Origin of the sequence: Rhodobacter sp. NSM (assembly GCF_052244495.1) — a bacterium.
In the GTDB taxonomy this organism is placed as follows: Bacteria; Pseudomonadota; Alphaproteobacteria; order Rhodobacterales; family Rhodobacteraceae; genus Cereibacter_A.
This window is the reverse complement of sequence record NZ_JBQPXH010000001.1, coordinates 813,304-826,452: the sequence shown is the minus strand read 5'-3', so window position 1 is coordinate 826,452 and position 13,149 is coordinate 813,304. Positions and strand designations below refer to the sequence as shown.

The 13,149-nt window shown below is 67.9% G+C and carries 12 protein-coding genes and 1 tRNA gene; 7 read left to right on the top strand and 6 right to left on the bottom strand.

The genetic code is table 11. The features are described 5' to 3' along the window. Positions 1 to 56: 56 nt before the first annotated feature. Entirely contained in the window at positions 57 to 725 is a 669-nt protein-coding gene (locus ACTVZP_RS03915; RefSeq protein WP_443210778.1) for an invasion associated locus B family protein, read from the top strand. Between the two features lie 187 nt (positions 726 to 912). Here the strand turns inward: ACTVZP_RS03915 and ACTVZP_RS03910 are convergent, their stop codons facing one another. From ACTVZP_RS03910 to ACTVZP_RS03895, 4 genes are read right to left on the bottom strand one after another with little or no spacing between them, the layout of a single operon-like run. Then, positions 913 to 2,121, bottom strand: a complete 1,209-nt coding sequence (locus tag ACTVZP_RS03910; RefSeq protein WP_443210777.1) for a beta-ketoacyl-[acyl-carrier-protein] synthase family protein — start codon at positions 2,119 to 2,121, stop codon at positions 913 to 915. 13 nt (positions 2,122 to 2,134) lie between these two features. Continuing rightward, positions 2,135 to 2,401: an acyl carrier protein gene (locus tag ACTVZP_RS03905; protein ID WP_443210776.1), complete on the bottom strand. Its 267-nt coding sequence runs from the start codon at positions 2,399 to 2,401 to the stop codon at positions 2,135 to 2,137. A 33-nt stretch (positions 2,402 to 2,434) separates the two neighbouring features. Beyond that, a complete protein-coding gene (gene lpxD, locus ACTVZP_RS03900) occupies positions 2,435 to 3,526 on the bottom strand; it encodes a UDP-3-O-(3-hydroxymyristoyl)glucosamine N-acyltransferase (RefSeq protein WP_443210775.1) in 1,092 nt (363 codons plus the stop codon). Positions 3,527 to 3,574: 48 nt separating this feature from the next. Further along, complete coding sequence (locus tag ACTVZP_RS03895; RefSeq protein ID WP_443210774.1) at positions 3,575 to 5,185, bottom strand: L,D-transpeptidase family protein; 1,611 nt, start codon at positions 5,183 to 5,185, stop codon at positions 3,575 to 3,577. A gap of 319 nt (positions 5,186 to 5,504) precedes the next feature. On the opposite strand from ACTVZP_RS03895, the gene ACTVZP_RS03890 reads away from it, so the two are divergent. Then, positions 5,505 to 6,071, top strand: a complete 567-nt coding sequence (locus ACTVZP_RS03890) for a YcbK family protein (RefSeq protein WP_443210773.1) — start codon at positions 5,505 to 5,507, stop codon at positions 6,069 to 6,071. Positions 6,072 to 6,360: 289 nt separating this feature from the next. Here the strand turns inward: ACTVZP_RS03890 and ACTVZP_RS03885 are convergent, their stop codons facing one another. Together ACTVZP_RS03885 and ACTVZP_RS03880 are read right to left on the bottom strand one after the other, a co-directional pair. Beyond that, a complete protein-coding gene (locus tag ACTVZP_RS03885; RefSeq protein ID WP_443210772.1) occupies positions 6,361 to 7,092 on the bottom strand; it encodes an RlmE family RNA methyltransferase in 732 nt (243 codons plus the stop codon). Further along, entirely contained in the window at positions 7,089 to 8,225 is a 1,137-nt protein-coding gene (locus tag ACTVZP_RS03880) for a Ppx/GppA phosphatase family protein (RefSeq protein WP_443210771.1), read from the bottom strand. The genes ACTVZP_RS03885 and ACTVZP_RS03880 overlap by 4 nt, the downstream gene beginning before the upstream one ends. A 271-nt stretch (positions 8,226 to 8,496) precedes the next feature. On the opposite strand from ACTVZP_RS03880, the gene ACTVZP_RS03875 reads away from it, so the two are divergent. From ACTVZP_RS03875 to ACTVZP_RS03855, 5 genes are all read left to right on the top strand, one after another. Beyond that, a complete protein-coding gene (locus ACTVZP_RS03875) occupies positions 8,497 to 8,790 on the top strand; it encodes a virulence factor (protein WP_443210770.1) in 294 nt (97 codons plus the stop codon). A 28-nt stretch (positions 8,791 to 8,818) separates the two neighbouring features. Beyond that, complete coding sequence (locus ACTVZP_RS03870; RefSeq protein ID WP_443210769.1) at positions 8,819 to 9,751, top strand: methylenetetrahydrofolate reductase; 933 nt, start codon at positions 8,819 to 8,821, stop codon at positions 9,749 to 9,751. After that, the gene (locus tag ACTVZP_RS03865) at positions 9,748 to 10,722 is read left to right on the top strand and encodes a methyltetrahydrofolate cobalamin methyltransferase (protein WP_443210768.1); all 975 of its coding nucleotides are present in this window, start codon (positions 9,748 to 9,750) and stop codon (positions 10,720 to 10,722) included. Before ACTVZP_RS03870 ends, ACTVZP_RS03865 begins: the two co-directional genes overlap by 4 nt. A 146-nt stretch (positions 10,723 to 10,868) precedes the next feature. Beyond that, positions 10,869 to 12,890 (top strand): ASKHA domain-containing protein, encoded by a 2,022-nt coding sequence (locus ACTVZP_RS03860; RefSeq protein ID WP_443210767.1) that lies wholly within the window; start codon positions 10,869 to 10,871, stop codon positions 12,888 to 12,890. 89 nt (positions 12,891 to 12,979) lie between these two features. Further along, positions 12,980 to 13,053 (top strand) — tRNA-Gly (locus ACTVZP_RS03855). Positions 13,054 to 13,149 lie beyond the last annotated feature (96 nt).

The following is a 13,149-nucleotide window of genomic DNA, read 5'->3' as shown; positions in this document are numbered from 1 at the left end:
ACTGCGCGGTTCGCGTGCTACCACCCGCGCGACATAAAGTGAGGACAGGATCGCGCATGTCGAGCAATCAGTTGAAAACCCTCTGCGTCATGGCCCTGGGCCTCGGGATCGCGCCGGCAGGCTGGGCGCAGGAAACGCCGGCCGCCCCCGCCACCGAAGCCCCCGCCGCGCAGGCGCCCGCCGAAGGCGCCGCGGCCCCGCAGGGCCTGTCGATGGGGCAGGAAGAGTCCGAAGACGGCCTCGGCTCCACCTATGTCGCCGCGACCCACGGCGACTGGGAGCAGCGCTGCGTCCGCACCGAGGACGGCTCGGACCCGTGCCAGATGTATCAGCTTCTGAAGGATGGCGAGGGCAACTCCGTCGCGGAGATCAGCATGTTCGCGCTTCCGCAGGGCCAGAAGGCCGCCGCCGGCGCGACCATCGTGGCGCCGCTCGAGACGCTGCTCACGGCCAATCTGACGATGGGCGTCGATGCGGCCAAGCCCAAGGTCTATCCCTTCTCCTGGTGCAACCGTGCCGGCTGCTTCGCGCGCGTGGGGTTCACCCAGGCCGAGGTGGACGGCTTCAAGAAGGGCAACAAGGGCGTGGTCACCATCGTTCCCGCCGTGGCGCCGGACCAGAAGGTGACGCTGAACGTCTCGCTCAAGGGCTTCACCGCGGCCTATGACGCCGTGAAAGCCGCGAACGAGAAGGCCGAGGCGGCCGGGCAACCCTCGGGCAACTGATCCCGCCTGAACATCTGAAAGACGCCGCCCTCGGGGGCGGCGTCTTGCGTTCCGGGGGCGGTCCTGGCGAGTCAGCGGTTTGGGCGGCGGCGTTTCGATCTCTGGACCCGCTGGAGACACCGCTTCGCGTGGCGGCCCTTTGGCCCCGAATCGTTACCCCGGCTTCAAGCCCTGCCCTTGCCGGACGTCACACCCGCCGAAGCGCCAGCACCGCGTTCAGCCCGCCGAAGGCGAAGGCGTTCGAGAGCACGACGTCGACCTTCGCCTCCCGCGCCACGTTCGGCACCACGTCGAGCGCACATTCCGGGTCGGGTTCCTCGTAGCCGATGGTGGGCGCGATCACGCCTTCGCGCAGCGCGAGGATGCAGGCGAGCAGTTCCACCGCGCCGGTGCCACCGATCAGGTGGCCGTGCATCGACTTGGTCGAGGAGATCATCAGACGGTCGGCGTGATGGCCGAAGACGCCCGCCACGGCGGCACATTCCGTCTTGTCATTGGCCGCCGTCCCGGTGCCGTGGGCGTTGATGTAGCCGACCTCCTCGGGCTTCAGCCGTGCGTCGCGCAACGCGCCCTCGATCGCGCGCGCCGCGCCGAACTGCGAGGGCATCACGATGTCGGAGGCGTCGGAGGTCATGGCAAAGCCGATCACCTCGGCCAGGATCTCGGCGCCGCGCGCGCGGGCGTGTTCGTATTCCTCGAAGACGAAGATCGCGGCGCCTTCGCCCTGCACCATGCCGTTGCGGTTCAGCGAGAACGGCCGGCAGGCATCCTTCGACATCACGCGCAGCCCTTCCCAAGCCTTGATGCCGCCGAAGCAGAGCATCGCCTCGGAGCCTCCGGTCAGCATCGCCCGGCTCATGCCCGAGCGCACCATGTTGAAGGCCTGCCCCATCGCGTGGTTCGAACTCGCGCAGGCGGTGGCGACGGTGAAGGACGGGCCGCGCAGCTGGAACTCCATCGAGACATGCGAGGCGGCGGCATTGTTCATCAGCTTCGGCACGACGAAGGGATGGACGCGGTTCTTCCCCTCCTCGTAGACCGCCCGGTAGTTCTCGTCCCAGGTGTTCACGCCACCGCCCGCCGTGCCGAGGATCACCCCGGCCTCGAGCCCGAGGCTGCCGGCGAAGGTCAGCCCCGACTGCGCCACCGCCTCGCGCGCGGCGAGCAGGGTGAACTGGGTGAACTTGTCGTAGAGGACGATCTGCTGGCGGTTGAAATGCGTCTCGGGGTCCCAGGCGTGGACCTGCCCGCCGATCCGGATCGAGAGACGATCCTTGTCGCGGATGTCGAGTTCGGTGATGCCGCTGCGCCCCTCGCGGAAGGCCGCGAGCGTGCCCGATACGTCGTGCGCCAGCGCGTTGATCGTGCCGGCGCCCGTGATGACCACTCGTTTCATGAAGGATCCGTCGTCAGGCGGCCTGCTGGGCCACCAGCCCCTCGACCGCCTGGACGATGGCCCTCACCGACGAGATGTCGAAACTGCCCGCCTGCGGATCATTGGCGTTGAAGGGAACCGAGATGTCGAAGGCCTCCTCGATGGCGAAGATCGACTCCACGAGGCCCAAGCTGTCGATGCCCAGCTCCTCGAGCGTGGCATCCATCTTCACGTCCGACGGCTCAAGCACCGCCTGTTCCGCAATGATCGCTATGACTTGTTCCTGAACGCTCTGTGCCATGGTCTTCCCCCTGCACCGTGTCGTGGCGGTGATTTAGTCACTCTGGCGTTTCAATGAAACAGCTTTCTGAAGCTCGGCCACGGTGGCCGCCAGCCGCGGCAATCTGCGCATCGCCTTCTGGATCTCGATCGCCGTCTCCATCTTGACCGCCGGGTCGCCCAGGATCACGCGGCCGGCGGGTGCATTGGTGCGGATCCGGGTCGATCCTCCGGCGATCACGTCGTCACCCACGAAGATGTTGTCCGAGACGCCGACCTTCCCGCCGAGCACGACGCGGTTGCCGATCCGGGCCGAGCCCGCGACCCCCGCCTGCCCGCAGATGAGACAGTCGTCGCCGATCTGCACGTTGTGGCCGATCTGCACGAGGTTGTCGATCTTGGTGCCGTTGCCCACCACCGTATCGCGGATCGTGCCCCGGTCGATGGTGGAATTGGCCCCGATCTCGACATCGTCGCCCATCCGGACCGAGCCCAGCGAATGGATGCGCACCCAGGATTGTTGCCGGATCTCCGCACGCTCGCCCAGCGTCTCGCGGATCTCCTCCACCCCGGACTTCTCGGGCGTGACGAAGGAGAAGCCGTCCGCGCCGATCACCGCGCCCGGCTGACAGATGAAGCGGTCGCCGATGCGCACCCGCGCCCCGATCCGCGCGCCCTGCAGGATCAGCGCATCGGCGCCGATCTCCGCCCCCTCGGCAATCGAGACATGGCTTGCGATCCGGGCGTTCGGGCCGATGCGCACATGCGGGCCGATGGTGACGAAGGGCCCGATCGCGGCATCCTCGCCGATCTCGGCGGTCGGATCGACCAGAGCCATCGGATGCACCACCTTCGCGATCAGCGGGCCCGGGTCGAGGATCCGCGACAGACCCGCCATGGCGAGCCGTCCGCGCGGCACGAAGATCGCAGCCTCGAGACCCAGCTCGCGCCAGTCGGCGCCCTGCCAGAGCATCGCGGCGCGTGCTTCACCCTTGGCGAGGCCTTCGGCATAGCGCGGGTCCATGGCAAGGGCGAGCGCCTCCGTACCGGCCGTGGCAGGCTCCGCCGCATGCGTCACGACGAGGTCGAGGTTGCCGTCGGCCTCCGCGCCGAGCGCGGTAGCAATCTCCCGGATGGTGTGGCCCATGTCGCGGCTCCGAAGGCTACGGCGGCCCGCTGCCGCCCCGCCCCAGATCTAGCCCTGAACCGCGCCCGGCACCACCCCGGCCCCCGACAGGGCATCGAAGATCACTGCATCGCGACCGTAGATGTCGGCCCGGTAGTTCATCCGCCCCGTCACCCCCGCCCAGGCGGTGAAATAGACCAGATGGACCGGAACCGGCTTTTCGAGACGCACCACGCTCTCCTTGCCTGTCCTCAGATGCGACTGGAACAGCGCCTCGGGATCGTCGGCCTGCTTCGAGAGCAGCGCATAGGCAAAGTCGAACGGGCGGCCCAGCCGGATGCATCCGTGCGAGAAGGCGCGCACCTCGCGGTCGAAGAGCGACTTGGACGGCGTGTCGTGCAGGTAGATGTTCCACGGGTTCGGGAACATGAACTTCACGAGCCCCAGCGCATTTCCGTCCGAGGGCGGCTGCCGCATCGAGAAGGGGAAGTTGCGGGCGTTGTAGGCATTGAAGTTGACCGCGCCGCGGTTGACCACGCGGCCGCGGCTGTCGATCAGCTTCAGATGGCCCGCCGCATTCGGATTACGCTGCAGGAGCGGCAGGTATTCCTTCGTGGTGATCGACCGCGGCACATGCCACGAGGGGTTGATCACCATGTATTCCATCTCGTCCGAGAACTCGGGGCTGCGCTGGTCAGGGCTGTTCTTGCCGATCACCGAGCGCGTCTCGAAGGTCACCCGGCCGCCCTCGACGATGCGGGCGGTGAAATCGGTCAGGTTGACCCAGATGTGCCGCTCGCCCCGGTCGATGTTCAGCCAGCGTTCCCGCTCGAGCGCCACGAGCACCGAACGCAGCCGCGCCTCGGGCGACACGTTGAGCGCGGCGATCGTGCCTTCGCCCGCGACGCCGTCCGCCTCGAGCCCCTGATCGGTCTGGAAGGCGCGCACTGCCTGCTCGACCGACCGGTCGTAGCTCGCCGCCGTGCTGCGGCCGAGGTAGCCGAGCGCCATCAGCCGATCCCGGAGGGCAAGGAACGCCGGACCCGTGGCCCCCGGCTTCAGCTTGCCACCGGGCACCGCCGGCCCCCAGCCGCCGGCCGCCATCCGCTCCTCGAGTTCGAACTTCGCGCGCATCAGGCGCGCGTATTCGGGGTCGCGCGGCGCGAGGCTGTTCAGGAACTGCACGGGATCCGCCTCGAAGGCGGTCAGCACGCTGCGCGGGTCGAGACGCTGAACCTCGCGCTTGATGCCGGGATCGACCTTGGCCGGATTGAGTGCGCCGCTGTGCAGGTCGTTCGCCCAGGCAAGCAGCGCCCGGGTCATCGCCACCTCGAGCCGACCGCGGTCCGTTTCCGTCCGCGCGCTGCGGAAGCGGGCGGCCAGTGCCGCCGCATCATAGCGTGGCACCGGCAGGCCATGGTCCGCCGCGCGGGCGACCGCCGAGAGGAGAGCCTGCCGACGGTCGGCATCCTCGGGCCCGGTCCAGAGCGTGCGATACTCCCTCTCGGCATAGAAGGCCGCGATCAGCTCGCTGCGGCCCGCCGCCTCGGCCACAGAGCGACTGAAGGGAGTCAGCTCGGCCGCGATGGCGCTGCCTCCCGTCAGAGCCGCCGCCCCGATCGTCACCGAGAGCAGGAGTGCAAGCCCGAGGCGGGTCTCGCGGCGAATCTGGCGGGCCATGAATAACCTCAAAAGGGAAGGTCGGGTGATTTCCTACCAACTTCGGCTATTTGCACCGCGGCGTAAATTGGGGGGCCGATCGGCCCTGCGACATTGTCGCATTTTCGTCACGGCGCCCAACTTTCCCTTGCTTGCCGATCCGGGGACTCTCGTTCAGCAATTTTTTGCCTATCGGGCATTAACTGCGCCGGTGCGGCCATTCCGGCACTTCTGTTGCAAGGAACCATATGGCATAGGAGGTAAGTACTTGGGGACGAGTAGCAAAGAACGCTGTCGGAACAGGCAGCCAAAAGACCAAGCGACGGGACAGGCGCTCATCATGACTCTGACGAATACGCTCATCACGCGGCGCGGCCTTCTTGGCGCGTTTGCCGCCACCGCCGTTGTCGCGGCTCCCACCTATTCGAACGCCTTCGGGCTCCTGCGCGGCGCGGGCGACGTGCGACGGATCCGGATGTACTCGGGCCGCACCGGCGAGTCCATGGACACGATCTACTGGATCGAGGGAGAGTACATTCCCGAGGCGCTGAAGGAGATCAATCACTTCATGCGGGACTGGCGGACGAACGACATGGCCCGCATGGATCCGCGCACGGTGGATATCATGGCGGCGTCGCATCGCCTGATGGATGTCAGCGAGCCCTACATGCTGCTGTCGGGCTATCGGTGCCCGAAGACCAATGCGATGCTCCGCGCCCGGTCCAGCGGCGTCGCCCGGAACTCGCTCCATCTGAAGGGTCAGGCGGCCGATCTGCGGCTGAAATCGCGCTCGGTCAATCAGATGGCCAAGGCGGCCGAGGCCTGCGCCTCGGGCGGCGTCGGGCGCTATTCGCGGTCCGACTTCGTTCACATGGACTGCGGCCCGGTTCGGCACTGGGGCCGCTGAGCCCTCTCGACCGACGGATCATCCGCGAAGCCGGGCGCCCCAGGGGGCGCCCTTCTTCATTGCGATGTCACCTGAAGCTTCGCCAGCCACGGAAACCACCGAGATCCTTATCGCGGTCGTGCGGCCCGTGGGGTGCAACCTGGCCGGGTGCCGTCAGAAAGTTGACGCCTGAATCCTTGTGCTGACGCGGCGATCTCGGGCGCTGCGGCTTCTCCCGTAGGGCGATCCGAGCCCTTCCGTCCGCTGCGGTTTGCCTGTGAAGTCCGGGTCAGGCCCTGCCGGCACCGGATCAGAGGTCCGCGTCGGACTCCGGCTTCCGGCCGCGAAAGCCCATCGCCACCACGAACTTCTCGGAGCTGTCGGCGCGGCTTGCCGGGGGCTTCACGTTGGCCACCTTCGTGAAGTTCCGCTTGAGCAGCGCCTGCAGCTCGTTCTCTGCGCCGCCGGCAAGCACCTTCGCGACGAAGGTTCCGCCGTCTTCCAGCACGTCGAAGGCGAAGGCCGAGGCCGCTTCGCAAAGCGCGATGATGCGGAGGTGATCGGTTCCCTTGTGGCCAGAGGCGGCCGCCGCCATGTCGCTCATCACCACGTCCGCCCGCCCGCCGAGCCAGGTCTTCACCTTCTCGTCCGCGTCGTCGGAGAGGAAGTCGAGCTGGTGGATCTCGGCCCCCGCGATCGGCTCCACCTCCTGCAGGTCGACGCCGAGAACGGTGCCCTGCGGCTTCGACTTCCGCTCGCCGAGGGCGTTGACCCGATCCACCGCCACCTGACACCAGCCGCCCGGCGCGCAGCCGAGGTCCACCACCCGCGCCCCCGGGCGCAGGAAGCCGAACTTGTCGTCGAGCTCGATGATCTTGTAGGCCGCCCTGCCCCGGAACCCTTCCTTCTTGGCGCGTGTGACGTAAGGGTCGTTCAGCTGCCGCTCGAGCCAGAGGGTCGAGGAGAGCTTCCTCCCCTTCGCGGTCTTCACCCGCACGCGCAGTTCGCGCTGGCCGCGGCCCGATGTGTTCTTTGTTGTCATTTGTAGGGTCCGTCTTCCAGAACGCCGTCCGCGCTCATCTGTGCATAAAGAAGCCCTTCGCGCAGGCCCCGGTCGGCCACGGACAGCCGGTCGGTCGGCCAGATGCGCATCAGGGCCTGAAGGATCGCCGCACCCGACATGATCAGCGAATGCCGCTCGCGCCCGATGCGGGGATCCGTGCGGCGGCCTTCCGGCCCGAGGGTGAGGTAGTCGCGGATCACCGTGTCGATCTGGTCCGAGGTCATGTGGAGCCCGTCGACCTTCGTCCGGTCGTAGCGGCGCAGGCCGAGGAAGGAGGCAGCGACCGTGGTGATCGTGCCCGAGGTGCCGATGATCTGGAACCCGTCCCGCGGGTTCTCGGCATTGTAGGGCGAGAAGCTCGCGAGATTCTCCTCGAAATACCAGCTCATCAGCGCGAACCGCGCGGCGTCGTCGTCCACGTCACCGAACTGGTCCTTCAGCGTCGCCACCCCGAGCGGAACGGAGATCCAGTCGACCACCCGCGCCTCCGGCCCGATGCCCTTTGGCGTGAAGCCGGAATGCAGCCGCATGATCGCCTTCGGCCGGTCCTCGCGCGGGACGGAGGACAGGTCGATCCAGACGAGTTCGGTCGAGCCGCCGCCGATGTCCACGACCAGAAGCTGCTCGGTGCGCCGCGACACCAGGGGTGCGCAGGAGATGACCGCCAGGCGCGCCTCTTCTTCCGGAGCGATGATCTCGAGCGAGAGCCCCGTCTCACGGCGGATCTGGCGCAGGAAATCGCGGGCGTTGCGCGCCCGGCGGCAGGCCTCGGTCGCCACCAGCCGCATGCGCCGGACCTGGTGCTTCTCGATCTTCTTCTGGCAGATGCGCAGGGCCTGAATGGTGCGCCCCATCGAGGCACGAGACAACCGGCCGGATGCCTCCAGCCCGACGCCGAGCTGCACGGTCTTGGAAAACGAATCCACGACCTGAAACTGACTGCCCCTCGGCTGGGCAATCAGCATGCGACAACTGTTTGTACCCAGGTCCAGCGCTGCATAGAGCTGCCCCCGGTCGGCTGGCGGGGCGACGGAAGGTTCCACCTGTGCGCCGACGACCAGATCGTCGCGCGCCGGGATCGCGTCCGCACCCCTGGGACGCTCGGGCGTCATCGTCGCCCTCCATTCATGGTTGCTTCAAGAGTAAGCGCGGCGCGGCCACGCCGCAAGGTCGGATCGTCGTGATACCGGCCGCGTGAACCGCATCCGCAAGCCGAGGAAAAAAGCGCATCCGCGCCCGCGGACATGCCCTTTCCTGTGGCTCCGCGGGAACGGCTCGCGCAGGCTTGTGGGCGCGCGTCGTTCCACGCTCGCACCATGTCGAAATCCGACACCGGGTGCGGCGTTCCGCCCCGTATGAGGGGTCGAGGAAGAGGAATCGTCAATGCCCGAAGTGACCATCGTCTACTGGCGAGACATCCCGGCCCAGGTGATCGTGGGTCGTGGCCGCAAGGGTGCGAAAGCGCCGCTTCCGGAGCGTTTCGAGCAGGCGATCGACCGCTGCGCCATGAAGATCGGCGCAAAGGACAGCGACGCCTACCTCGCCGAATGGCGCAAGGCCACACATGAGGCCGAGGGGGAACCCGAGGCCCTTGCTCGCTCCGTGGCCTTGCGCCTCGACCAGGACTACGACCCCGCGCGCCTCAGGGCGCTGATCGACAACGATGGCCGGGCCTGACTTGCCCCGCCGCCTGATGGAGGCCGCCATGGCGCTTTTCAAACTCCGCCGCGAGGCGGCCGCTCCCTCCGCTCCCGCCCCCGTCGAGGCGCTGCTGAAGGGGTATTCGATCGAGGTGATGCCGCGCACGGCCGAGAAGATCGCGGATTTCCGCGACCTGCTGCCCCGCGGCACGCGCGTCTACATCGCCCATATCGACGGGACCCCCATCGAGGAGATGGTGGCGACGGCGAAGCGGCTCACTGCCGAGGGCTTCCCGGTGATGCCGCACTTCCCCGCGCGCATCATCAAGGACCGCGCCACGCTTGCCGACTGGATCGCCCGCTACCGCGGCGAGGCCGACGTCAAGCAGGGCCTGATCCTCGCCGGCGGGCTGCGCGCGCCGCAGGGGGCCTTCCACTCCTCGATGCAGTTGCTCGAGACCGGCCTCTTCGACGGGTTCGAGCGCCTGCACGTCGCAGGCCACCCGGAAGGATCGAAGGACATCGACCCCGATGGGTCCGACCGCATGGTGATGGAGGCGCTGCGCTGGAAGCAGGCCTTCTCCGAACGCACCGACGCGAAGATGGCCATCGCGACCCAGTTCTGTTTCGAGCCCGAGCCGGTCATCGCCTGGGCCGAACGGCTTGCCGCCGAGGGCATCTCGCTTCCGATCCACATCGGCATCGCCGGCCCCGCCAAGCTGCAGACCATGATCAAGTTCGCCGTGGCCTGCGGCGTCGGCCCCTCGATGAAGGTGCTGCAGAAGCGTGCAATGGACGTCACCAAGCTCCTGCTGCCCTACGAGCCGACCGAATTCGTGGCCGGCATCAGCGCCCACAAGGCGAGGAACCACATGTTCGGCATTGAATCGGTTCACTTCTTCCCGCTAGGTGGCATCAAGGCCAATGCCGAATGGGTGACCGCCAATGGCGGCCGCTCCGGCATCCCCGCCGCTCTTGAGGAAAAGGTTGAGGCATGACCCGTACCGTAATTGAATCGAAAACGAAAACCGTCGTCATCGGCTTCGACGAGCCCTTCTGCGTCATCGGCGAGCGCATCAACCCCACGGGGCGCAAGAAGCTGGCGGCGGAACTCGAGGCGGGTGATTTCTCGACCGTCGAGAAGGACGCGCTCGAGCAGGTGGCCTGCGGGGCGATGGTGCTCGACGTGAACTCGGGCGCGGTCTTCACCAACAGGATGGCCGAGGATCCGCGCTATGCCGACAACAACTTCGTCGAGCCGCCGCTGATGAAGGAGCTGATCGCCCGCATCCAGGCGATCACCGACGTGCCGCTCTGCATCGACAGTTCCGTTCCGGGCGCGCTCGAGGCAGGGCTGCAGGCCTGCGAGGGGCGCCCGTTGCTGAACTCGGTCACCGGCGAGGAAGAGCGGATGGATCTCGTGCTGCCGCTGGTGAAGAAATACAACGTGCCGGTGGTGGCGATCTCGAACGACGACACCGGCATCTCGCCCGATCCCGATGTCCGCTTCGCCGTGGCGAAGAAGATCGTCGAGCGCGCGGCCGATTTCGGAATCCCGGCGCAAGACATCGTGGTCGATCCGCTGGTGATGCCGGTCGGCGCCATGGCCTCGGCGGGCCAGCAGGTCTTTGCCCTCGTCCGGCGGCTGCGCGACGAACTGGGCGTCAACACCACCTGCGGCGCCTCGAACGTCTCCTTCGGGCTGCCGAACCGGCATGGCGTCAACGCGGCCTTCCTGCCGATGGCGATCGGCGCCGGCATGACCTCGGCGATCATGAACCCCGTCCGCTCGGTCGAGATGGAGGCGATCCGCGCCGCCAACATGCTGATGAACCACGATCCGAACGGCGCCGAGTGGATCCGCTTCTCGCGCATCCTCGACGCGGTCAAGGAAGGCGCGAGCTTCCCCGAAGCCTGCGCCGCTCAGGCCGCCGCCGGCGGCCGTGGTCGCCGCCGCGCCCGCGCCTGATCCGAGACCGGACCGGGCGGCCCTGCCCGGTCCCCGCGCATCCGCGCGACAGTCCGACGGGGGAGCGGCTGGCAACGGCGGCTCCCCCGCCGCATATCAGCCGCAGCACGCGATGCACGCGCCCTTCCCTGACGGAGTCCTCGCCCATGTCCGATCCGCTGGTCATCTTCACCCCTTCCGGCAAGCGCGGCCGTTTCCCGGTAGGCACGCCGGTCCTGACCGCCGCGCGGCAACTGGGCGTGGACCTCGACTCGGTCTGCGGCGGGCGCGGGATCTGCTCGAAGTGCCAGGTTCAGCCCGGCTACGGAGAATTCGCCAAGCACGGGGTGACGGTGGCGCGCGATGCGCTGTCCGAGTGGAACGCGGTCGAGGAACGCTACCGGTCGAAGCGCGGCATGATCGACGGCCGCCGCCTCGGTTGCCAGACGAAGATCCTGTCGGACGTGGTGATCGACGTGCCCCCCGAGAGCCAGGTGCACAAGCAGGTAATCCGCAAGTCGGCGGCCGAGCGCGTGATCGCGATGGACCCCGCCACGCGCACCGTCCTCGTCGAGGTAACCGAACCCGACATGCATGAGCCTTCGGGCGACTTCGAGCGCCTGCAATCCGCGCTTCGCGAACAGTGGGGCGTCGAGCGGGTCGAGGCGGATCTCTCGATCCTCCGCCGCCTGCAGCCTGCCCTGCGCAAGGGCGAGTGGAAGATCACCGTGGCGCTCCATCGCGGCAACCGTGACGAGGCCACCCGCATCCTCGACCTCTGGCCCGGCTTCTTCGAGGGCGGCCTTTACGGGCTTGCCATCGACCTCGGCTCGACCACGATCGCGGCCCATCTCTGCGACCTGCGCGATGGGCGGGTGCTGGCCTCGGGTGGCGTGATGAACCCGCAGATCCGCTTCGGAGAGGATCTGATGAGCCGGGTGAGCTATGCGATGATGAACCCCGGAGGCGACCGCGAGATGACGCGCGCCGTGCGCGAGGCCATCGACCGGCTGGCGGGCGAGATCGCGGCCGAGGCAGGCGTCGATCCGGCCTCGATCTACGAACTCGTCTTCGTCTGCAACCCGGTGATGCACCACCTGCTTCTGGGTATCGACCCGGTCGAGCTGGGACAGGCGCCCTTCGCGCTGGCCACGGGCGGCAGCCTCTCGCTCGATGCGCGCGAGCTGGAGCTCACGGTCGTCAACGCGGCGGCGCAGGTCTATGTCCTGCCCTGCATCGCGGGCCATGTCGGCGCGGACTGCGCCGCGGTGGCGCTGGCCGAAGAGCCGCAGAAGGCGAAGGACATGGTGCTGATCGTGGACGTGGGCACCAACGCCGAGATCCTGCTCGGCAACGAGGAGCGGGTTCTGGCCTGTTCCTCGCCCACCGGCCCCGCCTTCGAGGGCGCGCAGATCTCATCGGGCCAGCGCGCGGCGCCCGGCGCCATCGAGCGGGTCGAGATCGACCCCGCCACGAAGGAGCCGCGCTTCCGCATCATCGGCTGCGATCTCTGGTCGGATGATCCGGGTTTCGCCGAGGCCGCGGGTCCGATCACCGGCATCTGCGGCTCGGGCATCATCGAGGCCGTGGCCGAGATGCGGATGGCGGGTCTGCTGGATGCGCGCGGCCTGATCGGCTCGGCCGAGCAGACCGGCAGCCCGCGCTGCGAGCCCGACGGCCGGACGCATTCCTGGCTGCTGCACGACGGCAGCGCCACGGGCGGGCCGCGCATCCTCGTGACCCAGGGCGACATCCGCGCCATCCAGCTCGCGAAATCCGCGCTCTATGCCGGGGCGAGGCTGCTCATGGACGAGATCGGGGTCGAGAAGGTTGACCGCGTGGTGCTGGCCGGGGCCTTCGGCGCGCATATCAGCCCGAAGCACGCGATGGTGCTGGGCATGATTCCCGACGTGCCGATCGACAAGGTGATCTCGGCCGGCAATGCCGCCGGCACCGGCGCGCGGCTCGCGCTGGCCTCGGTCGCGGCACGGGATGCGATCGAGGAGGTGGTGCGGCGGATCCACAAGGTCGAAACGGCGATCGAGCCGCGCTTTCAGGAGCATTTCGTGGCCGCCAACGCCCTGCCCCATGCCGTCGATCCCTTCCCCTGCCTGCGCCAGATCGTGACCCTGCCCGAGCCGAGCTTCAACGCCGGCGGAGGCGCCGAACGCCGCCGCAGGAGGGGGTGATCCGCGGCAGCGTGCGGCCGCGGAACGGGCCTGGCCCATCCGCGACCGCTTGACGAGCGACTGCGGCTGTCATAGGTGGAGGATCCGAGGCGGGTGTAGCTCAATGGTAGAGCAGAAGCTTCCCAAGCTTACGACGAGGGTTCGATTCCCTTCACCCGCTCCATCTCTTCCTTCCAGTGACGCGATGCGCCGCCCGTAAAGGGGCAGGTCATCTCGTCTCATTGAATCCCTGTCCTTCAGGCGCTATTCGGAACCTGCG